The organism is Stenotrophomonas sp. CS3K5 (assembly GCF_059515225.1).
Map to the genome: position 1 here is coordinate 234399 of NZ_JCAKRX010000006.1, position 18528 is coordinate 252926.

At 68.7% G+C, this 18528-nt stretch carries 22 protein-coding genes; 13 read left to right on the top strand and 9 right to left on the bottom strand.

Annotation, left to right across the window (positions count from 1 at the left end; all coding sequences use genetic code 11):
• Nucleotides 1–18: 18 nt before the first annotated feature.
• Together AC5YGJ_RS11425 and AC5YGJ_RS11430 are read right to left on the bottom strand one after the other, a co-directional pair.
• Entirely contained in the window at nt 19–657 is a 639-nt protein-coding gene (locus tag AC5YGJ_RS11425) for a response regulator (RefSeq protein WP_309338885.1), read from the bottom strand.
• Complete coding sequence (locus AC5YGJ_RS11430; RefSeq protein WP_496186594.1) at nt 654–1754, bottom strand: sensor histidine kinase; 1101 nt, start codon at nt 1752–1754, stop codon at nt 654–656. The genes AC5YGJ_RS11425 and AC5YGJ_RS11430 overlap by 4 nt, the downstream gene beginning before the upstream one ends.
• A gap of 161 nt (nt 1755–1915) precedes the next feature.
• On the opposite strand from AC5YGJ_RS11430, the gene AC5YGJ_RS11435 reads away from it, so the two are divergent.
• The 3 genes from AC5YGJ_RS11435 (at nt 1916) to AC5YGJ_RS11445 (ending at nt 4666) form a co-directional block, all read left to right on the top strand.
• Complete coding sequence (locus AC5YGJ_RS11435; protein ID WP_496186595.1) at nt 1916–2338, top strand: DUF2141 domain-containing protein; 423 nt, start codon at nt 1916–1918, stop codon at nt 2336–2338.
• Nucleotides 2339–2364: 26 nt separating this feature from the next.
• A complete protein-coding gene (locus AC5YGJ_RS11440) occupies nt 2365–3888 on the top strand; it encodes a carotenoid oxygenase family protein (RefSeq protein WP_496186596.1) in 1524 nt (507 codons plus the stop codon).
• A 61-nt stretch (nt 3889–3949) separates the two neighbouring features.
• The gene (locus AC5YGJ_RS11445) at nt 3950–4666 is read left to right on the top strand and encodes a transporter substrate-binding domain-containing protein (protein ID WP_249842706.1); all 717 of its coding nucleotides are present in this window, start codon (nt 3950–3952) and stop codon (nt 4664–4666) included.
• Between the two features lie 59 nt (nt 4667–4725).
• Here AC5YGJ_RS11445 and AC5YGJ_RS11450 read toward each other — a convergent pair whose 3' ends face one another.
• Nucleotides 4726–5625 (bottom strand): LysR substrate-binding domain-containing protein, encoded by a 900-nt coding sequence (locus tag AC5YGJ_RS11450; RefSeq protein ID WP_249842705.1) that lies wholly within the window; start codon nt 5623–5625, stop codon nt 4726–4728.
• 98 nt (nt 5626–5723) lie between these two features.
• On the opposite strand from AC5YGJ_RS11450, the gene AC5YGJ_RS11455 reads away from it, so the two are divergent.
• Nucleotides 5724–5909 carry a hypothetical protein gene (locus AC5YGJ_RS11455; RefSeq protein WP_496186597.1) on the top strand — a complete coding sequence of 62 codons (186 nt, stop codon included), beginning with the start codon at nt 5724–5726 and terminating at the stop codon, nt 5907–5909.
• Here the strand turns inward: AC5YGJ_RS11455 and AC5YGJ_RS11460 are convergent.
• The gene (locus AC5YGJ_RS11460) at nt 5906–7453 is read right to left on the bottom strand and encodes an alkaline phosphatase (RefSeq protein ID WP_496186598.1); all 1548 of its coding nucleotides are present in this window, start codon (nt 7451–7453) and stop codon (nt 5906–5908) included. The genes AC5YGJ_RS11455 and AC5YGJ_RS11460 overlap by 4 nt on opposite strands.
• A gap of 121 nt (nt 7454–7574) precedes the next feature.
• Here AC5YGJ_RS11460 and AC5YGJ_RS11465 point away from each other — a divergent pair, with 121 nt between their 5' ends.
• The gene (locus AC5YGJ_RS11465; protein WP_249842702.1) at nt 7575–8369 is read left to right on the top strand and encodes a D-alanyl-D-alanine carboxypeptidase family protein; all 795 of its coding nucleotides are present in this window, start codon (nt 7575–7577) and stop codon (nt 8367–8369) included.
• 6 nt (nt 8370–8375) lie between these two features.
• Here AC5YGJ_RS11465 and AC5YGJ_RS11470 read toward each other — a convergent pair whose 3' ends face one another.
• A complete protein-coding gene (locus AC5YGJ_RS11470) occupies nt 8376–8969 on the bottom strand; it encodes a TetR/AcrR family transcriptional regulator (RefSeq protein WP_249842701.1) in 594 nt (197 codons plus the stop codon).
• 16 nt (nt 8970–8985) lie between these two features.
• Nucleotides 8986–9582, bottom strand: coding sequence for an NAD(P)H-dependent oxidoreductase (locus AC5YGJ_RS11475; protein WP_309338859.1), 597 nt, complete (start codon nt 9580–9582; stop codon nt 8986–8988).
• A 127-nt stretch (nt 9583–9709) separates the two neighbouring features.
• Between AC5YGJ_RS11475 and AC5YGJ_RS11480 the strand changes: the two genes are divergently transcribed.
• Nucleotides 9710–10240, top strand: a complete 531-nt coding sequence (locus AC5YGJ_RS11480) for a hypothetical protein (protein WP_309338856.1) — start codon at nt 9710–9712, stop codon at nt 10238–10240.
• Between the two features lie 30 nt (nt 10241–10270).
• On the opposite strand, the gene AC5YGJ_RS11485 is transcribed toward AC5YGJ_RS11480, so the two are convergent.
• Complete coding sequence (locus AC5YGJ_RS11485; RefSeq protein WP_496186599.1) at nt 10271–11098, bottom strand: isocitrate lyase/PEP mutase family protein; 828 nt, start codon at nt 11096–11098, stop codon at nt 10271–10273.
• Between the two features lie 166 nt (nt 11099–11264).
• Here AC5YGJ_RS11485 and AC5YGJ_RS11490 point away from each other — a divergent pair, with 166 nt between their 5' ends.
• The 4 genes from AC5YGJ_RS11490 (at nt 11265) to accC (ending at nt 14691) form a co-directional block, all read left to right on the top strand.
• The gene (locus AC5YGJ_RS11490; protein ID WP_496186600.1) at nt 11265–12005 is read left to right on the top strand and encodes a DOPA 4,5-dioxygenase family protein; all 741 of its coding nucleotides are present in this window, start codon (nt 11265–11267) and stop codon (nt 12003–12005) included.
• Nucleotides 12006–12318: 313 nt separating this feature from the next.
• Entirely contained in the window at nt 12319–12762 is a 444-nt protein-coding gene (gene aroQ, locus AC5YGJ_RS11495; RefSeq protein ID WP_309338847.1) for a type II 3-dehydroquinate dehydratase, read from the top strand.
• Nucleotides 12763–12822: 60 nt separating this feature from the next.
• Entirely contained in the window at nt 12823–13311 is a 489-nt protein-coding gene (accB, locus tag AC5YGJ_RS11500) for an acetyl-CoA carboxylase biotin carboxyl carrier protein (RefSeq protein WP_496186601.1), read from the top strand.
• 12 nt (nt 13312–13323) lie between these two features.
• Nucleotides 13324–14691 carry an acetyl-CoA carboxylase biotin carboxylase subunit gene (gene accC / locus AC5YGJ_RS11505; protein WP_125426846.1) on the top strand — a complete coding sequence of 456 codons (1368 nt, stop codon included), beginning with the start codon at nt 13324–13326 and terminating at the stop codon, nt 14689–14691.
• Between the two features lie 128 nt (nt 14692–14819).
• Here the strand turns inward: accC and AC5YGJ_RS11510 are convergent, their stop codons facing one another.
• Together AC5YGJ_RS11510 and AC5YGJ_RS11515 are read right to left on the bottom strand one after the other, a co-directional pair.
• On the bottom strand, nt 14820–15194 hold the full coding sequence (locus AC5YGJ_RS11510; RefSeq protein ID WP_107231834.1) for a hypothetical protein: 375 nt from the start codon (nt 15192–15194) through the stop codon (nt 14820–14822).
• Entirely contained in the window at nt 15191–16156 is a 966-nt protein-coding gene (locus AC5YGJ_RS11515) for a hypothetical protein (RefSeq protein ID WP_309338843.1), read from the bottom strand. The genes AC5YGJ_RS11510 and AC5YGJ_RS11515 overlap by 4 nt, the downstream gene beginning before the upstream one ends.
• A gap of 164 nt (nt 16157–16320) precedes the next feature.
• Here AC5YGJ_RS11515 and prmA point away from each other — a divergent pair, with 164 nt between their 5' ends.
• The 3 genes from prmA (at nt 16321) to fis (ending at nt 18438) form a co-directional block, all read left to right on the top strand.
• Nucleotides 16321–17241: a 50S ribosomal protein L11 methyltransferase gene (gene prmA / locus AC5YGJ_RS11520; RefSeq protein WP_249842693.1), complete on the top strand. Its 921-nt coding sequence runs from the start codon at nt 16321–16323 to the stop codon at nt 17239–17241.
• Between the two features lie 42 nt (nt 17242–17283).
• The gene (locus AC5YGJ_RS11525) at nt 17284–18048 is read left to right on the top strand and encodes a DUF3426 domain-containing protein (protein WP_496186602.1); all 765 of its coding nucleotides are present in this window, start codon (nt 17284–17286) and stop codon (nt 18046–18048) included.
• 114 nt (nt 18049–18162) lie between these two features.
• A complete protein-coding gene (gene fis / locus AC5YGJ_RS11530; protein WP_005419706.1) occupies nt 18163–18438 on the top strand; it encodes a DNA-binding transcriptional regulator Fis in 276 nt (91 codons plus the stop codon).
• Nucleotides 18439–18528 lie beyond the last annotated feature (90 nt).

An 18528-nucleotide genomic window follows, 5' to 3' on the forward strand; every position in this document is an offset into this window, starting at 1 on the left:
TCGCCTTCTGCCATCCACTCAGATGATGCGCAGGGTAATCGCCTTCAGTACCGCGCGGGTGCGGTCGCGGGTGCCCAGCTTGTCAAGGATGGCCGAGACATAGTTCTTCACTGTGCCCTCGGCCAGGAACAGGCTGCGCGCGATCTCCTTGTTGCTGTAGCCCCCGGCCAGCAGCCGCAGGATCGCCACTTCGCGCTCGCCAAAGGTATCGGTGGGCGGCGCTTCATCGTGGAAACGATAGCGGGCGCGTATCGGCTCGGTGCTGACCGGCAGCAGCAGCGTCTCACCGGCGGCGACGCGCTCGATCGCCTCACGCAGGTCGGCCGGAGCCGCGTCCTTGAGCAGGAATCCCTGCGCACCGGCTTCGCTGGCCCGCAGCAGCAGATCGCTTTCGTCAAAGGTGGTCAACAGCAGCAACGGCGTGGTATCACCGCGCGCACGCAGTTGGCGCAGGGCCTGGATGCCATCCAGGCCAGGCATGCGGATGTCGCTGAGCACCACATCAACCGGCTGCGCGGCCAGTGCATCGAGCAGCGCCTGGCCGTCTTCAGCCTCCAGCACCACCTCCACACCCAATCCCTGCAACAACGCGCGCAGGCCGGCGCGGACCAGCGCCTGGTCATCGGCCAGGGCAACACGGATCGCCGCACCGCTCATGCCGGCAACCACGCGGTCAGGTGCATGCCGCCCTGCGCGGTACGGGCCAGTTCCAGTTGGCCGCGCACCGCGGCCAGACGCTCGCGCATGCCGGCGATGCCGTTGCCTTCACGGATACGCTCGGCGCGTTGGCCATCATCACGGATATCGATACGCAACTGCGCGTTCTCCTGGTTGATCGTCAGCCATACCGTGCCTGCGTTGCCATGCCGGGCGGCATTGGTCAGCGCTTCCTGCGCCAGCCGCAGCACGGTCTCGGCGGTCAGCGGGTCGGTCACGCACACACCCTCGCCGATGTGCAGTTGCAGCGCAGGGCGTGGGAAGGGCGCGGCCAGCGCATGCAGTGCGGTGGCCAGGTCGAGGCCGCGATCATCGCGCATCGATTGCACCACCTGGCGGATATCGTCGAGCAGCTCGCCCGACAGCTGCTCGGCCAGCACCAATCCTTCGCGCCCGGCCAGCGCCGGATCCGCCGCCAGCGCGCGCAGGTTCAAGCGCATCGCGGTGAGCTTGTGGCCGGCCACATCGTGCAGTTCACGCGCCAGGCGCAGGCGCTCGGCATCGCGTGCACTGTCGGCCAGCAGCGCGCGGGTCGCCAGCAGATCGGCGTTGACCCGGGCCAGCGCGTCGCGGGCCAGTGCGCTACGACGCGCGTAGTGGGCGGTCAACGCGGCAAAGGCCTGGAAGCCGGCATACAGCAGCACCACCAGCAGCGGCTGGATGAAGCCGCTGCGGCGAAGCACCGCGTACAACGCCAGGTTGGCCAGCACCGCAACAACCAGCATGAAGCGCGCCGGCCAACGCTCGGCCAGCTGCGCGACCAGCACCACCAGCAGCACCGGTGCCGTGCCGGTACGCGGCTGCAGGGCCACCAGAGCGACCGCCAGTACGGCCTGCAGCAGCGCGGCGAACGCACGCGCGCCGGTCGGCATGGCGGCCCAGCCATGCACCACGAACAGCAGCAGGAACGCGGCAAGCAACGCCTGGCTGAAGCCGGCGGCGGGGCCCTGCGCGCCGAACGACAGGCCCACCACCAGCACGGTGACCAGACCGGCGAGGCTGAGCGGACGCAACAGGTGGCGGAACAGGCTGGCCATGGCCAGATGCTGACGGGCGCGCCCGCAACCGGCAATGGGTCCGGCGCAGAAAGTGACTTCTGGCACGTCGAATCGATGACCACTGGCCCTGAACCCGGCACTACGCCCCGCGCAGACTGGCCCCACACCACAGCACACCACCCACTTCCGGAGCCACCGCCATGATCCGCACCGCCCTGCTCAGCACCGCCCTGACTGCCCTGGCCCTGGCCGGCAGCGCCCATGCCGCCGATCTGGCAGTGACCGTGCATGATGTCCGCGCGCAGACCGGCACCCTGCGCGTCGCCCTGGTCGACAGCGCCAGCGCCTGGGACGGCAAGGCCGCACCGGTGCAGGCGCAGCAGGCCAGGCCCAGCGGCGACAGCGCCCACTTCGTGTTCAAGAACCTGCCTGCAGGCAGCTACGCGGTGCTGCTCACCCACGACGAGAACGACAACGGCAAGCTCGACACCAACCTGGTCGGCATGCCGGTGGAAGGCTATGGCTTCAGCAACAATCCGCAGGTGATGCGCAAGCCCACCTTCGACGAAGCGAGCGTCACCGTGCCGGCTGCCGGCGCTGCCATCGACATCACCCTGCGCTGATTCCTGCATCCAGACCCGAGGCCATCATGGACCGTCGCCGCTTCCTCCGTACCCTGCTCAGCAGCAGCGCCTGCCTGGCCCTGGGCGCCACCGCACTGCGCAGCGCACCGGCCTTCGCCGGTGACCCGGCGCGTTTCGCGCAGGGCCTGCAGGCGCATCCGTGGCTGCTCGGCTGGCGCAGCGTCAACAGCGAATGCCTTGGCCCTGCAACGGTACAGCTGCAGGGGCGGCTGCCGGTCGGCCTGGCCGGCACGCTGTACCGCAACGGTCCGGCCTGGACCGAGCGCGATGGCTTCCGCTATGACCACTGGTTCGACGGCGACGGCATGGTGCATGGCTGGCGCTTCAACGGCGATGGCAGCCTGACCCACCACGGGCGCATGGTGGCCACGCCGAAGTTCAGCCGTGAACAGAAGGCCGGCCGCTTCCAGTATCCGGCGGCCGGCACCCACGTTCCCGCTGCGCTGCCCGTGCGCAACAACGATGACGCCAACGTGGCCAACACCTCGGTGACAATGATCAACGGCCGCCTGTTCGCACTGTGCGAATCCGGCTCGGCGTTCGAAGTGGACCCCGATTCGCTGCAGACCCTCGGCCCAGTCACCTGGCGCCCGGACCTGGCGGCGTTGCCATTCTCGGCCCATCCGCTGCCGGACCGCGATGGCAGCGTGTGGAACTTCGGTTCGATCAGCCTGATGGGGGGTCACGGCCTGCTGGTCTGGCACATCGGCAAGGACGGCCGGCTGCGCAGTGCCAATGTGATTGAAACGCCGGAGCATGGCTACCTGCATGCCTTTGCGATGACCGGGCAGCACCTGGTGTTCGTGCTGATGCCGTTCGACTTCACCGGCAACGGCGGCAGCTTCTTCGAGCGCATGCAGTTCGCGCCGCAGCGTCCGGCACGCATCGCGGTGGTGGCCAAGGATGCGCCGGACAAGGCGCAGTGGTTCGAGGCGCCGTTCGCCGCGATCTATCACTTCGGCGATGCCTTCACCCGCGAGGGTGGCATCGTGCTGCGCGCGGTGCGCCACAATGACATCAACGAAGCGCGCTCGCCGATGAAGGAGGCGATGGCGGGCGATGGCGCGCACGCCGCGAACAGCGGCGCCGGCCTGGTCGAACTGCATCTGGACCTGCGCCGTGGCCAGGCACGCTGGGAGTCATTGGACATCCGCGCGGTGGAGTTTCCGCTGTTCGACCCGCGTTCGGCCGACACGCGGGGGGCGCGGCTGTACGCACCCACCATCGACGGCCCGGCCACCGCACCGTACTTCAACGCGGTGGCGGCGTTCGACATCGAGCGTGGACGCCGCCAGCTGTGGCACTACGGGCCGGACATCATGGCCGAGGAACATGTGTTCGTGCCGCGCCCGGGCAGCCGCAACGCCGACGACGGCTGGTTGATCGGCACCCTGCTCGATCCGGTGAACCAGCGCAGCGGTCTGGCGGTACTCGACGCGCGCCACCTGGACGATGGCCCCCTGGCACAGGCATGGCTGCCCTACGCGGTGCCATTGGGCTTCCACGGTACGTTCGCTGCACGCGGCTGAGTCCACGCGGCGCGGACGTCCACGCTGGCATGCTGGAGCTCCCCTTCCCGCGGAGCCCTGCATGTCCCTGGCCGACCATCGAAGCGCGCTGGCGCCGCAGGGATTCCTGCGCGTGGCGATCAATCTCGGTAATCCCGTGCTGGCACAGGGCGATGCACGCTCACCGCGCGGGCCGTCACTGGAACTGGCCACCGCGTTGGCGCAACGGATGGGTGTGCAGGCCCGCTTCACCTGCCACGATGCGGCGGCTTCGGTGGTTGCCGCGGCTGCCGAAGATGCCTGGGATCTGGCCTTCCTGGCCATCGATCCGGCACGCGCCGACCACATCGCCTTCAGTGCACCGTATGTGGAGATTGAAGGCACCTACCTGGTGCGCGAGCACAGCCCGGCACAGCAGGTGACCGATCTTGACCGCGACGGCCTGCGCATCGCGGTCGGCCGCGGCGCGGCCTACGACCTGTTCCTCAGCCGCGAGCTGCGCCATGCCGCGATCGAGCGCGCGGAGACTTCGGCTGCGGCCATCACCCTGTTCGACCAGCAGCACCTGGATGCCGCCGCCGGGGTGCGCCAGCCGCTGGCAGCCTGGGCGCAGGCGCATCCCGGCCACCGCGTGCTGGCCGATCGTTTCACCGCGATCCAGCAAGCGGTCGCGGCACCGGCCTCACGCCCGGCCGAGGCATTGCGCGCCTTGTTCGACGAGGTGGAAGCGATCAAGGCCGGTCCGTTGCTGGGCGAAGCGTTCGCGCGTGCGGGACAGGCGGTCACCCTGGTGCGGTGAATCCGTGGCGTCGAGCATGCTCGACTGCTGTGCACGAAGACAGTCGAGCACGCTCGACGCTACAGATGCACGCCGGCCATATGCCGCACATGCTCGGCCGCCTGCGCGTGCAGCCAGTCGCGGAAGGCAAGGAAACCACGGTGATGGGCCGAGCGTGGCGGGTACACCAGCCAGTGCGGCCAGTCGGTCTTCAAGCGCTGCTGGGACAGCGCGACCAGCTGGCCGGAGTCGAGCAGCAGGCGCGCACGCGTGACCCGGCCCAGGGCGACACCCACACCGTCCAGCGCGGCCCGATGATGCGCTTCGGAATCATCCAGCACCGCCACGAAGCGGGGCGGCGGGCTCTGCCCACTCAAGGCGAACCAGGCGCCCCACGCACCGTCGGGATCACCCAGCAATGGCCATTGCGTGAGCGGGACACGGTCGATGCCGCCCATGCGCTCGATCAGTGCCGGGCTGGCCATCGGCAGCAGCCACTCATCGAACAGCGGCTCCACCACCAGCCCTGGCCAGTTGCCACTGCCCAGCCGCAGCGCGGCGTCGAACTGGCGCTGGCGTTCGAAATCCACCAGCCGTTCGCTGGACTGCAGATTGATCTCGATCTGCGGATGGGCGGCCACGAAGTGCCCCAGTCGTGGCACCAGCCACGCACTGGCCATCGACGGCACCGCGCTGATCGTCAGCACGTGCTCGGCACGCGCCGCATACGGCTGGAAGGCTTCGTTGATCGCATCCAGATGCGGGCCGACCTGGTCCAGCAGGCGCTGACCTTCCAGGGTGAGGGCGACGCCGCGCGCCTGGCGGACCAGCAGCGGCTGGCCCAGGCGCTCTTCCAGCTGCCGCATCTGGTGGCTGAGCGCGCTGACCGTGAGGTTCATCGACGCCGCCGCGCGCGACAGGTTGCCGAGCCGGGCGGCAGCGACGAAGCCCTGCAGGGCATGCAAGGGTGGGCGGGTCACAAGGTTTGAACCTCTTTCAAGTCAGACTTGCGGAAATGTCGCTTTTTGCCACTCCATGCTGCCCGTATCGTGCAATCCACTCAAGTGGAGGCACGCTCATGAACATCTTCGGCAGCCTGTTGTTCCTGCATGGCCACATCGCCAGCGCCGAGCTGGCGCGGCAGCTGGCCAGCCCCTCCCCGGCTCCGCCGCCAAGCGGCACCCCTGGTAGTGCCGGCCGCTGGCCGGCAACCTCACCGATCGGGCATCGCGCAGCTGCCGGCCAGCGGCCGGCACTCCCCTAGCGTTGCAGCGCTTGCTGCACGGCGGCTGCCACATCGGTGTTGTCGATGTAGCGGCCGTCGTTCCAGCGCACATGCTGGCGGTAGCCGGCATCAACACCCCGCACGCGCTGGCCCAGCAGCTCAGCGCCAGCGCCCTTGGCCCACAGCGGCACCAGCGCGTTGGAGTGGTTGCCGGTGGGGCGGAAGCTCATCCCCGGCATGCGGCCACGGCCGTTGTTGCGCACCGGTTCGAACGCGATGTTCTGCGCATCCGGCCCCATCGGCATGCTGTTGTCATGGTCGGTGGTGACGATCAGCAGGCTGCGTTCCCAACCGCCGTTGTGCTCGATCCATTCGACCACCGCCGCCACCGCGTCGTTGAACTCCACCGTTTCCTCGATCAGCCGCCCGTACTGCGGCTGGTCGCTGCATGAGCCGTAGTGCCATTCGGTGCCACAGGCGCTGGTGTGCGCGGCCCAGTCGGTGGCGCCGCCTTCCACCATCAGGAACAGGCCCTTGGCCGAACGCTGCTGCAGGAACCGCAGGGCGCCACGGGTCATGGTCGCCAGATCGGGCACGCTGTCGATCCTGCGCACGCCCGAAGGCGTGCTCGCATCCTGGCCCAGCACCGGCAGCTGGCGTGCCTGCTGCAGCGTATTGGCCACGCGCGGCACGCCGATCAACGGACGGTCGGTCGGCAGCCGGCCCTGCGCCAGCGCGAGGAAGTCCTCCTTGCTGCGGATCAGGCGCCACGGCCCGGCCGGGTTGCCGCCGATGGTGCTGCCCGCTTCCAGCTGCTGCCAGTCCTGCTGCGAGACCCACTCCCACGGATTGGCGCAGCCTTCGGCCGGCGCAGCCGCCGTGCCCTGGCCACAGGCGCGTCCATCCACGCTGTAACCCGGGCCGCCGGTGCCCATCACCAGGTCCATATGCCCCTGCGCCAGCATCTGGTGCGCGATCGCGTGATAGTTGTTACGCGAGGCGTTCTGCGCAGCGAACGCGGCCGGGGTGGCGTGCGCGAACGGCACTGAGGTGACCACGCCGGTGGCCATGCCCAGGCGCTTGGCGCGCAGGGTGTTGAAGTCAACCGCCCTGCCATCGTTGTCCACGTTGATGGCGTTGTTGTAGGTCTTGATGCCCGCAGACAACGCGGTACCTGCCGCCGCGCTGTCGGTCGCCACTGCGGCCAGGTACTGGTAACCAGCGAACGGCAGGTCCAGCGCGGGAACCGCCTCGGTGTCCCACGCCCTGGCCGCGTCGTAGCCGAGGGTCTGCGCAGTGTCGCCGGTCGGCTGGCTGCTGGAATTCAGAGGGTAGGTGGTCACGGCCAGGCGCTGCGGGAACGCCGCATAGGGTGCACCCTCGCGGCTGCCGTACTGCCAGTAGGCGGCCGCATCCCAGGTGCCCCAACCGGCGCCGTCGTTGATCATCACGATCACGTTGTACGGTTGGACCGCAGCCGGCGCCGATGGACCGGCGCGCAGGTTCGGCTGGCAGCCGCCGACTGCAGCCAGTGCAGCCAGCAGCAGGGCATGGCGCCCGCGACGTGGAAGGAATGAACTCATCGTGGGTCCTGTCGGGCCACCTGCGGCTTGTGATGACCAGATGTTATAAAGTTTCAATGTTGCAGCTTCATGCAGTCGCTGCGCGCTACCCTGCGCAGCTACCGTTGCCATCGCTGCACCCATGCCGACTTCCTCTCCGGCGCGCGCGCCGCTCTCTGCGATCACCATTGACGCTGCAAGCCGCGCGGTGATCCACCAGCACAACGCCGACACCGTACGGCCACCGGCATCGCTGACCAAGCTGATGACTGCCTACGCGGCGTATGCGTGCATCGCAGAGACCGGGCGTTCGTGGGACGAAACGGTCACCATCGCCGGCGACGACGTGCACGCGGTCGCCGCTGATGAAACGCGGATGGGCCTGCTGCCCGGCGAAACGGTCCCCCTGGCGCGCCTGCTGGAAGGAATGATGATCGTCTCCGGCAATGACGCCGCGCTGGCGATCGCGCGCCACCTGGATGGATCGCAGGGCGCGTTTCTGCAACGCATGAACCACCACGCACGCCAGCTTGGCCTGCGCGATACCGGGTTCGCCAGCGTATCGGGCATCACCACGCCACATCATGCATCCAGCGCGCGCGACATGGCGGTGCTGGCGGCCCATCTGCTGGCCGACCATCCACAGATCCTGGCCATTACCGCGCAGCGTGCGTTCGCGCATGGCCGCTTCAGCCGAACCAACCAGAATGCACTGCTGGGCGATGAAGGCGTGGATGGATTGAAGACCGGCTACACCCAGGCGGCCGGCTTCTGCCTGGCCGCCACCGCCTGCCGGGGGCTGCCCGGGCAGGCGCAGCCGGTGCGCCTGATCACGGTCGTGCTCGGTTCGGACAGCCGCCAGGCGCGCGACGCGCGGGTGCGCGAACAGTTGGCCACCGGCTTTGCAACGCTGGCCGGCGCCGTCATCGAGGCCTGAGCCCGGTCAGCGTCGTTTGACCGTCGCCACGATCAGGCGTTGCAGCTCGGCTTCAGCCACGGCCTGGCCCAGTGCGCCGGCGGCCACGGCCTCGGACAGGCTTTCGGCCGCGCCCAGGATGGCCCAGCGGCCGGCCAGCGGCACCGTGCCGTCCGCAGCAAACCGGCCCAGCCATACCTCGCAGTTGTCGATGAAGTCCTGCTGGTAGCAGCGCCGCACCTCCTGCAGTTCCGGCGCGCCGACCAGTGCCGACAGGATGCCCTGCACCTCGCTGCCCTGGCTGAGGATGCAGTCGATGTAGCCCGAGGCGATGGCAGCGGCGCGATCGCCCAGCCGCGCCCTGGCGCGATCGATGCGCTCGTGGAATACCTGCGTCTGCCGCGCATCGTAGTCGTGGTACAGCGCCGCCAGCAGGCCATGACGGGTCACGAAGTGATCGTAGGCCACCGGCTTGGTCACGCCCGCCGCTTCGGCCAGCCTCCCCAGCGTCAACGCGTCGGTGCCTTCCTCACCGACCAGCGCCCAGGCCACATCCAGCAGCTGGCGGGCACGTTGCTCGCGGGTCAGGCGGCGGCGCGTGGGGGCGGCGTTGGCAGGCATTGGCGGAACACGGCGATCAGTGCATCGGAGTACCGATTTTACGGCCGATTTCCACTGCGGTCTGCAGATGCGCGGCGGCCGCACCGCTATCGGCATCGAGCAGCAGTTCGGACGACAACACGCGCGCGCCGCAGTAGTCGAAGATGCCCATGTCGATCTGGGTCTTCATCGCCGCGCCATAGCCGCGCCGCTCGATCATCGCCGCGCCGGCCCCGCCGACGCCGACCAGATGCACGCGCAGGCGCTGCAGCTTCTTCTGTACCTTGCCGTCGGCGCCGTCCTGGTAGGCCCAGCCCTGGGTGAACACGCGGTCGATCCACCCTTTCAACAAGGCGGGGAACGACCACCAGTACAGCGGATAGACCAGCACCAGCGTATCGGCCAGGTCCAGCCGTGCGTGCTCGGCGGCAACATCGGCCGGTACCGCACCGGTGCCGCGGAACAGCGCCTGGTCTTCGCGGTTGAAGCGCGGATCGAAGCCTTCGGCAACCAGGTCGGCATGGGTGACGGTGTTGCCAGCGTCGGTGGCCCGGATGGCGTCGCCGATGCGCTGGGCGATGGCATGGGTGAGCGATCCGGTTTCCGGATGGGTGGTGACGATGAGGCTGTGCACGGGTGAATCTCCAGGAATCATTACCTACTAATAGTAAGTAGCAATATCCGGATCACCAGCACCATCGATGGGACGCTGTTTTTGCCTTCACCGTATAGTGCGCCCCATCCCGTGGAGATCGCCGACGATGCGCCGACGCCTGTTTGCCCCGCTGCTGGCCGTGTTGCTGTGCGCGGGCGCCCCCGCCACCGCAGGCGAGCTCAGCCCCGATGATGCGGCAGCCCTGCGCGCGGAGGTGCGCGCGATGGTGGCGGCCTTCAGCCGTGGCGATGCGGCGTTCCTGATCGCGCGCACGCACCCCAGCCTGAAACGGCTGGCCGGCGGCGACGAAGCCTTCGCGCGGATCGCCGGTGATGCGGCGGCCCAGCTGCGCAGTGCGGGCGTGGAGATCGTCAGCGAGGACGTCGGCATCCCCGGCCGGACCTACGCCGCCGGCGAGGAGGAGGTGTGTTTCGTGCCGCGGCACTCACTGATGCGGGTGCGCGGAACGGCGATCCGCAGCACCACCTTCATGGTGGCGGTGCGCCGCGTTGGTGATCCGGGCTGGACCTATCTGGATGGTTCCGGGTTGCAGGACAACCCGGGCCTGCTGCGCCAGCTGCTGCCCGCACTCGAGGCCGGTGTCCCGCTGCCCAAGCGGCAGATCGAAGCGTTGTAGGCGCCGGCCGATCCCTCCGCGCAGGGGGACCTACTGGAACAGCGCGTTCAACGTCGCGCCCGGGGCCGCCTGTTGCAGTCCGTCGAAGCGACCGTCCTGCACGATCGGCCGGGTGGCCTGCATCAAGCCTCCCCACGCGGCGCGGGCCAGTGCACCGCCCAGGCTGACCCGGCGCACCCCGAGTGCGGCGATGTCCTTCAGGTTGAGCGGCGTGGGCCCACCGACCAGCAGGTTCACCGGTGTGGATCCTGCCGCGGCAACCACCGCGCGGATCTGTTCCGGCGTACTGATGCCCGGCGCATACAGCACATCGGCACCGGCCTCGGCATAGGCGCGCAGGCGCCGCAGCGTGTCGTGCAGATCCGGTACGCCGACGAAGAAGTTCTCGGCACGTCCCACCAGCAGCACCTCGCCCCCCGCCTGATCAATGGCGGCGCGCGCCGCACGCAGGCGCGCCACCGCGTCATCGATCGGGCGCAGCGGCACGTCGGCCACGCCGCTGGCGTCCTCGATCGACAGCGCGGCGATGCCGGTGTCGATGGCCGCCGCCACCGCCTCGGCCACCTCGGGCGGGGACGCGCCGAAGCCATCTCCGAAATCGGCGTTCAGGGGCAGCGGCGTCGCCGCGGCCATCAGCCGCAGGTGCTCCAGCGTGGCCTGCAGCGAAACCGCGCCGTCGGGCCGGCCTTCGCTCCAGGCGCAACCGGCGCTGGTGGTGGCCAGGGCCAGGAAGCCCTGCCGCTGCAGATAGCGCGCACTGCCAACGTCCCAGGGATTGGGCAGCACGAAGCAGCCTTCGGCGTGCAGCTGGCGGAAGGTCGCGCGCTTGCGCCGGGTGTCGGCATCGGACAGGAACATGGCGGGCTTCCGGGGCGGTATCCCGGCACCCTAGCCCGGTCCTTGCCCAGGCTCAATGGCACCGGCGGGAACCTGCATGAGGTGATGCCGCCTGCTTATTGGACGCCACCGGCCGGCCTGCCCGAGCGTGCCTTCTCGCCCCCACGCTGTCGCCACGGAACCGCTCATGCACCCTGACCTGCCTGCCCCGACCGATGTCGCCATCGACGCTGGCGACCACGACGCCCAGTGGGCCGACCTGCTTTCGCCCAGCCGGCGGCGCCTGATCGCCTCGGCCGGGTTGGCGGCCGGCGGCCTGGCCAGTGCGTCAACGGCGGCGGCAACGCCCCCTGGCGACGCCGCCGTGAACACCACCGCGCCGGGCCGTCCCGGCTTCCGTGCCATCGTGCCGCCGGCGCCCAAGGGCCGCAGCCCCTGGGGCGAGGCGACCGCAGGCGAACCCACCCCGCGCCCGGCCAGTGTGCGCCCCGGCGAAGCCACGTTGCCCCGCACGCCGCGCCCCTACACCGACATCAAGAGCTATCACGCGCACATCTACTTCGATGAGGACAGCTTCGAAAAGGCCGCGCTGCTGCGGCGCTGGGCGGCCGAGCGCTTCCCGGTGGAGCTGGGCAACTGGAACCTCGAACCACGCGGGCCGCACGTCACCCCCTCGTTCTACTTCGGCTTCACCAACGATCTGCTGCCCGTTCTGGTGCCGTGGCTGCAGCTCAACAGCCTGGGGTTGACCATCCTGATCCACCCGAACACCGGTGATGGCCGCGCAGATCACCTGTACTACGCGTTGTGGGTCAACCGGGCCCAGCCGGTGAACGCCTACAACTGGCCGGCGCCGGCGCCGGGCGAGCGGGAGCCGCTGGAAGAGGTGTTCCCGAACGTGGTGCCGACGGTGGCGCTGGAGACCTGACCCGCCCTTCTGGTGGGTGCATGCGCCCTTCCGGTGGGTGCATGCGCCCTCCTGGTGGGTGCGTAGCTTGCTGCGCATCGAACTCCTTCATCCACGCATGGCGCGGATCCACCGACCTGCCGCCATCATCGGTCTACGTGCACATATCCCCCGCCCACACGACGTTCAGCGCGCCTTGATCCGGCGCGCCGCATACGGCCACAAGCGCTTCGGCGAATTTCAAACGAACGATTGAAACGCGCCAAACTTCGCCGAACTGGACAGCATCCACCGCTTCCGCCAGACTGCCGCCCTTTCCCGTCTTCCGGATCCCATGGCGAAGCTGCTGGTCCTGCACGGCCCCAACCTCAACCTGCTCGGCACCCGCGAGCCGGAGGTCTACGGCCACACCACAATGGCGGACATCGACCAGGCCCTGGCCACCCAGGCATCGGCCGCCGGGCATGCCGTCGAAAGCCTGCAGTCCAACGCCGAGCATGTGCTGGTGGACCGCGTGCAGGCCGCGCGCAACGACGGAACCGCTTTCATCCTGATCAACCCCGCCGCCTTCACCCACACCTCGGTCGCCCTGCGCGATGCGCTGGCGGCGGTGGCGGTGCCGTTCATCGAGATCCACCTGTCCAACCCGCATACCCGCGAACCCTTCCGCCAGCACAGCTACTTCAGTGACAAGGCGGTGGGCGTGGTCTGCGGCTTCGGCGCCGACAGCTACCGCTACGCAATGGATGCGGCGCTGCTGCGGGTGTCCGCCACCTGATTGTCGACCGGGGCGCCACACGGCGCTCTCCTCACCTAGATAGATATCAAAGAGGCCCTCATGGATCTGCGCAAAATCAAGAAGCTGATCGACCTGCTGGAAGAGTCGAACCTGGCGGAAATCGAAATCAAGGAAGGCGAAGAGTCGGTGCGCCTGTCGCGCGCCCCGGTGGCCGGCTATGCCGCCCCGGTCGCCGCGCCGGTGTATGCCGCTCCGGCCGCTCCGGCCGCCCCGGCGCCGCAGGCGATGCCGATGCAGTCGCCGACCGAAGCCTCCACCGGCGGCACCGCCAAGCCGGGCCCGGCGCTGCCGGAAGGCCACGTGCTGCGCTCGCCGATGGTCGGCACCTTCTATGCCTCGTCCGCTCCGGACAAGCCGGCCTTCGTCACCATCGGCCAGCAGGTCAAGGAAGGCGAGACTCTGGCCATCATCGAAGCGATGAAGATGTTCAACCCGATCGAAGCCGACAAGTCCGGCACCATCGTCGCCATCCTCGGCGAGAACGGCCAGCCGGTGGAGTTCGACCAGCCGCTGTTTGTGATCGGCTAAGGGGCGGACGCCATGCTCGACAAAGTCGTCATTGCCAACCGAGGGGAGATCGCGCTGCGCATCCTGCGCGCGTGCCACACCCTCGGCATCCGCACGGTGGCCGTGCATTCCACGGTCGACCGCAACCTCAAGCACGTGGCCATGGCCGACGAGTCGGTCTGCATCGGCCCGGCACCGTCGCCGCAGAGCTACCTCAACATCCCGGCGCTGATCGCCGCCGCTGAAGTCACCGACGCGCAGGCGATCCACCCGGGCTATGGCTTCCTGTCGGAAAACGCCGACTTCGCCGAGCGCGTGGAAGAGTCCGGCTTCATCTTCATCGGCCCCAAGGCCGACACCATCCGCATGATGGGCGACAAGGTCGAAGCCATCCGCGCGATGAAGTCGGCCGGCGTGCCGTGCGTGCCCGGCTCGGGCGGTCCGCTGGGCGAAGACATCGTGGCCAACACCAAGATTGCCCGTGAGATCGGCTACCCGGTCATCATCAAGGCGGCTGGCGGCGGTGGCGGCCGCGGCATGCGCGTGGTGCACGCCGAAGCCTCGCTGAAGACCTCGATCGAAACCACCAAGAGCGAGGCCAAGGCCGCCTTCGGCAATGGCGAGGTCTACATGGAGAAGTTCCTGGAAAATCCGCGCCATGTGGAGATCCAGGTGCTGGCCGATGGCCAGGGCAACGCCATCCACCTGGGTGAGCGCGACTGCTCGATGCAGCGCCGCCACCAGAAGGTGGTGGAAGAAGCGCCGGCGCCGGGCATCACCGCCGAACAGCGCGAGCAGATCGGCAAGGTGTGCGTGGAAGCCTGCATCCGCATCGGCTACCGCGGCGCCGGCACGTTCGAATTCCTGTACGAGGACGGCCGCTTCTACTTCATCGAAATGAACACCCGCATCCAGGTGGAACATCCGGTCACCGAAATGGTCACCGGCATCGACCTGGTGGCCGAGCAGCTGAAGATCGCCGCCGGCCAGAAGCTGTCGATCAAGCAGAGCGACGTGGTGCTCACCGGCCATGCCATCGAGTGCCGCATCAATGCCGAAGACGCTGAAACCTTCGTGCCGAGCCCGGGCACCATCACCGGCTTCCATCCGCCGGGCGGCCCCGGCGTGCGCGTGGACACCCACATCTACAGTGGCTACCGCGTGCCGTCGAACTACGACTCGATGATCGGCAAGCTGATCGTGCACGGCCCGGACCGCGAAACCGCCATCGCCCGCATGCGGGTGGCACTGAGCGAGATGGTGGTCGACGGCATCAAGACCAACATCGCCCTGCAGCAGCGGATCATGCGTGACAAGGGCTTCCAGGCCGGTGGCCAGAACATCCACTACCTGGAAAAGCGCCTGGCCGAACGCAAGAACAAGCCGATCGCGCTGACCTGATCGGCAGCAGACGCTGGACATGAAAAGGGCGGGGATTTCCCCGCCCTTTTCTGTTGCTGTAGCGCCGAGCCCACGCTCGGCCTTACCGAAAGCACAGCCGAGCATGGCTCGGCTCTACAGCAGGCGCATCAGCGCTTGTCGGCCGCCGTCGCCGGAATCTGCGACTTCGCCAGCGGGCGTACGCCGTTGGGTGAGCTCGGATCGACGATCACCATGGTCTCGGTCGAGCCATCCGGCCACACCACCTGGAAGGTGCTGCCCGCCGGAAGCGAGGTGAACGGCATGCCGGTCTGCGCACGATAGACCGCGGCCACCTGGCTGGCACCGGCGCGGCGTACGTCTTCTGGCGTCTTGACCGTGGTCAGTTCCACCTTCGACAGATGCCGGTAGCGGTCCTCATAGGTATCGATCATCAACAGGCCAACAGCACCGGCCGAGTAGGCCACAAACAGCGCCACCCAGAACCAGAACTTGGCCCCGTGCAGGAATCGACGGTAGTTCATCGCCCGTCCCTCTTTCCAATCAATCGCTTGATCCATTCCTTCATCTTCCCAGCACCTTGCGGTGATACCGCAGCGTCATATACGAAATCGCGGAAATCCTGCGTCCCATCCTGCGAACAGATCCCTCCGTTCGCACAAAAACTGTTGACCAGCACACTGTCGGCCCCACACGGTAGACCGAGTTCGCAGGCCGCAAGCCGCCAGGCCAGTTCGCTCAGCTGCTCGCCGGCCACCAGGCCCTCCAACGCGCTGTCGCCGGCCGCTCGCACGCCCATGCCCGGGGCGATGGCCATGTAGGCCTCCGGGTCACGCGAAGTACGCACGCGCTCGACCAGGTCACGACGGTATTCGGGAGAGTCATGCAGCGGTTCGCCTTCTGCGAACAGCGACGCCTCGGCAGCCAGGTTGCCCTGTGCGGCGGCCTTGCGACGTTCGGACAGCACCAGCGCCGCACCCAGCTTGTCGCCCGGCACGAAGCCACCGCATCGCTGTGCGACGCGCTCGCGTGCCTCGACCATGGCCGGCGCGGCGGTCAACCCCAGTCCACTCAGGACATTGTTGTCCAGGCGGTAGCCGCCGGGGTCGAGCGCGTACTGCGCGCAGTAGTCGTACACCCGGCTGAGCATCCAGCGCGCCTCGTGATTGCCGCCGTCGGCCTGGGCATGCAGGCGCTGCGCGTAGGCGTACAGGTCGTTGGCATCTTCGATGTCGGCGCGGAGGTCCAGCGGCAGGCCCGACGGCAACGCGTCGCTGCGCTCGAAGGTGGCCAGCCGGCGCGCCAGCGCCTCGGGCACCACCGGCAACGCAGCGGTGTGGTCCACCGCCGAAACCACACCCGGCGCATCCGACCGCACGGCGGACGGCGCCACCGCGTGGCCGCTGGCCCGATACCCGGCCACGCCCAGCACGGCCACCGCCGGCAGCACGAGCAACCAGGTTTTGAGGGTCGGAGCCAAGGCCATCAGCAGCGGTGATCGTTCATGGCGCACAGGAAAGCGCCGAGTTTAGCAAGGCCCGGCAGGCCTGTCTGAACCGGCCCCGTTCATCGGGCAGCAGCATCTCAGGCAATACGGAGACGCCCCGATGGTCTAGCATGGCCCCCTTTCCGCCATTGCCCCCCACCGCCATGCCGTTCCTGGAACTGACCCTGCGTTGCACCGAAGCCACCCAGCCCCGCTATGAGAACGCGCTGGAGGACGTGGGCGCACTGGCGGTCACGCTGCTCGATGCGGAGGCCGACACCAGCAACGAACAGGCCATCCTCGAGCCGGGCGTGGGTGAGACGCCGCTGTGGGACACTCTGGTGCTGAGCGCACTGTTCCCCGCCGACAGCAACGCGCTGCTGCTGCTGGCCGCGCTGGAAGCGTTCGACCCGGAGCTGGACTGGAGCGGCGGCAGCTTCCGTGCCGTCGAGGACGAAGACTGGGAACGCGCCTGGCTGGACCAGTTCCAGCCGATGGATTTCGGCAGCCGTACCTGGATCGTGCCGTGGAACCATGACCTGCCGGACGCCGCGCAGACCGCCGACGCCGCCGTGGTACGGCTGGATCCGGGCCTGGCCTTCGGCTCGGGCACCCACCCCACCACCGCGCTGTGCCTGCGCTGGCTGGACCAGCTGGCCGTGGACGGCCTGCTGCAGGGCCAGCGCGTGCTCGACTTCGGCTGTGGCTCGGGCATCCTGGCGCTGGCCGCGCTGAAGCTGGGCGCGGCCGAAGCGATCGGCGTGGACAACGATCCGCAGGCCCTGGTCGCCACCGCCGACAATGCCGAACGCAACGGCGAGCAGGCACGCATGCACGTCTACCTGCCGCAGGACGAACCGGTCACCACCTATCCGATCGTGGTTGCCAACATCCTCGCCTCGGCCCTGGACGCACTGGCCGAACTGCTGGCCGCGCGCGTGGCCCCGGCAGGCCGCATCGCGCTGTCCGGCATCCTGCACGGCCAGGAAGGCGAACTGCTGCAGCGGTATGCCGCCTGGTTCGACGACCTGCAGGCCACCCAGGATGGCGACTGGATGCGTATCACCGGCGTGCGCCGCGCCTGATCGTGGTTGAATGACCGCTGGATCCGAGCCCGCGCCCTGAGCATGTCCGAGCCGAACCCGCCGCGCCGCCCCCTGGCCACGTTCCTGCACGCCACGCCGGAGCGTACCGCCGCACCTGCAGGTGATTCACACGCACCGGACCCGGTGGCGAATGACACGCCGGCCAGCACCCCTGAGGCGTCGCCTGAGGCGTCGCTGCAGGTGGCCGACGCGCTGCACGCCGATGCGGCGGTCATCGAAGACGATACGGCGCTGGGCCCGCCCGATGTCGCGCCGACACCGGTACCGGCAGTCGTGCGCGACACCCCGAGCTTCCTCGGCACCGCGCGCCCCCGTACTCTGCCGACGCCGCGCTGGCACTGGGCACTGGTGGCCGGTCTGGCGCTGCTGCTGTTGCTGCAGAGCGTACTGGCCGATCGCGCGCGGCTGGCCGCCGACGCCGGCAACCGCGGCTGGTTGAGCGCGTTGTGTGGTGTGCTGCGTTGTGACCTGCCGGCCTGGCACGAGCCTGCCGCGTTCACCATGACCAGTCGCGAGATCCGCCCGCTGCCCGGGCAGCCCGGCGTGCTGCAGGTGCAGGCCAGCATCCGCAACGATGCACGCTGGGCACAGGCGTGGCCGGACCTGCGCCTGTCGCTGTCCGACGCCGATGGTCGGGTGATCGGCAGTGGCGTATTCGCACCGGCGCAGTATCTGGGCGAGAGCCCAGGCGCGGCCCTGTTGGAACCCGGCCAGAGCGCACGCATCGCCTTCCGCGTGCAGGAACCGGCTGCATCCACCGTCGCATTCACCTTCGACTTCCTGTGACAGGTCAGAGACGACCAGCCGTGGCAGGTCGGGCACGCTCGCGCTAGACTGGCCGTCACCACCTCGTCCGGCCGCGCGCCCCGCGCGCACGGGCAACACAGATCGGGAACCCCCTTGAACGCTGTCCTCTCTCGTCCTGACAACAGTCGTGGCGCTCCCCGGCCACCGCTGCGTGAACACGTCGCCCAGTCCGTGCGCCGTTACCTGCGTGACCTTGATGGCTGCGACGCGGACGATGTCTACGAGATCGTGCTGCGCGAGATGGAAATCCCGTTGTTCGTGGAAGTACTCAACCACTGCGAAGGCAACCAGAGCCGCGCCGCGGCGATGCTGGGCATCCACCGTGCCACCCTGCGCAAGAAGCTGAAGGAATACGGCATCAGCGCCTGAGCGCCGCCCGCCGGGCATGGCCCGGCGCCAGCGATGCCGGGTCCACCGGGTTCCGGTAGATCCACGCCATGCGTGGATGGAAGCCCGGCC

What these genes read in the sequence shown, in the direction of transcription:
- prmA (WP_249842693.1), top strand. Translation starts at nt 16,321, where the DNA reads ATGCCGTTCCTGGAACTGACCCTGCGTTGCACCGAAGCCACCCAGCCC.
- AC5YGJ_RS11430 (WP_496186594.1), bottom strand. Translation starts at nt 1,754, where the DNA reads ATGGCCAGCCTGTTCCGCCACCTGTTGCGTCCGCTCAGCCTCGCCGGT.
- AC5YGJ_RS11435 (WP_496186595.1), top strand. Translation starts at nt 1,916, where the DNA reads ATGATCCGCACCGCCCTGCTCAGCACCGCCCTGACTGCCCTGGCCCTG.
- AC5YGJ_RS11440 (WP_496186596.1), top strand. Translation starts at nt 2,365, where the DNA reads ATGGACCGTCGCCGCTTCCTCCGTACCCTGCTCAGCAGCAGCGCCTGC.
- AC5YGJ_RS11490 (WP_496186600.1), top strand. Translation starts at nt 11,265, where the DNA reads ATGCACCCTGACCTGCCTGCCCCGACCGATGTCGCCATCGACGCTGGC.
- AC5YGJ_RS11525 (WP_496186602.1), top strand. Translation starts at nt 17,284, where the DNA reads ATGTCCGAGCCGAACCCGCCGCGCCGCCCCCTGGCCACGTTCCTGCAC.
- AC5YGJ_RS11465 (WP_249842702.1), top strand. Translation starts at nt 7,575, where the DNA reads ATGCCGACTTCCTCTCCGGCGCGCGCGCCGCTCTCTGCGATCACCATT.
- AC5YGJ_RS11425 (WP_309338885.1), bottom strand. Translation starts at nt 657, where the DNA reads ATGAGCGGTGCGGCGATCCGTGTTGCCCTGGCCGATGACCAGGCGCTG.
- AC5YGJ_RS11460 (WP_496186598.1), bottom strand. Translation starts at nt 7,453, where the DNA reads ATGAGTTCATTCCTTCCACGTCGCGGGCGCCATGCCCTGCTGCTGGCT.
- accC (WP_125426846.1), top strand. Translation starts at nt 13,324, where the DNA reads ATGCTCGACAAAGTCGTCATTGCCAACCGAGGGGAGATCGCGCTGCGC.
- AC5YGJ_RS11445 (WP_249842706.1), top strand. Translation starts at nt 3,950, where the DNA reads ATGTCCCTGGCCGACCATCGAAGCGCGCTGGCGCCGCAGGGATTCCTG.
- AC5YGJ_RS11485 (WP_496186599.1), bottom strand. Translation starts at nt 11,098, where the DNA reads ATGTTCCTGTCCGATGCCGACACCCGGCGCAAGCGCGCGACCTTCCGC.
- accB (WP_496186601.1), top strand. Translation starts at nt 12,823, where the DNA reads ATGGATCTGCGCAAAATCAAGAAGCTGATCGACCTGCTGGAAGAGTCG.
- AC5YGJ_RS11455 (WP_496186597.1), top strand. Translation starts at nt 5,724, where the DNA reads ATGAACATCTTCGGCAGCCTGTTGTTCCTGCATGGCCACATCGCCAGC.
- AC5YGJ_RS11515 (WP_309338843.1), bottom strand. Translation starts at nt 16,156, where the DNA reads ATGGCCTTGGCTCCGACCCTCAAAACCTGGTTGCTCGTGCTGCCGGCG.
- aroQ (WP_309338847.1), top strand. Translation starts at nt 12,319, where the DNA reads ATGGCGAAGCTGCTGGTCCTGCACGGCCCCAACCTCAACCTGCTCGGC.
- AC5YGJ_RS11510 (WP_107231834.1), bottom strand. Translation starts at nt 15,194, where the DNA reads ATGAACTACCGTCGATTCCTGCACGGGGCCAAGTTCTGGTTCTGGGTG.
- AC5YGJ_RS11480 (WP_309338856.1), top strand. Translation starts at nt 9,710, where the DNA reads ATGCGCCGACGCCTGTTTGCCCCGCTGCTGGCCGTGTTGCTGTGCGCG.
- AC5YGJ_RS11470 (WP_249842701.1), bottom strand. Translation starts at nt 8,969, where the DNA reads ATGCCTGCCAACGCCGCCCCCACGCGCCGCCGCCTGACCCGCGAGCAA.